General features: G+C 71.7%; 1 protein-coding gene. It reads left to right on the top strand.

Features of this window, described 5'->3' with window-relative positions:
* On the top strand, nt 1–279 hold a 279-nt coding region (locus AX721_RS08025; protein WP_156467064.1), incomplete at both ends, for a TonB-dependent receptor plug domain-containing protein.

The raw sequence follows: 279 nt of genomic DNA, 5'->3' as shown, positions 1-279 counted from the left end.
CGACGGGCGTGACCCGCGTCGAGGACATGATCAACAGCCTGCCCCAGGCCTTCGCGGCCCAGGGATCGGCGATCTCGAATGGCTCGACCGGCACGGCCACGGTCAGCCTTCGCGGCCTGGGCCCGACCCGCACCCTGGTTCTGATCGACGGCCGCCGCCTGATGCCCGGCACGCCCAACACCCTGGGCAACTCGCTGGCCGCCGACATCAACTTCATCCCGACCGCCCTGATCGAGCGCGTCGACGTCCTGACGGGCGGCGCCTCGGCCGTGTACGGCG

This window comes from Phenylobacterium sp. CCH9-H3 (assembly GCF_001557235.1).
Taxonomy (GTDB): domain Bacteria; phylum Pseudomonadota; class Alphaproteobacteria; order Caulobacterales; family Caulobacteraceae; genus Phenylobacterium.
The sequence above is the reverse complement of the archived record's forward strand: the minus strand, read 5'-3'. Positions and strand labels throughout refer to the sequence as shown.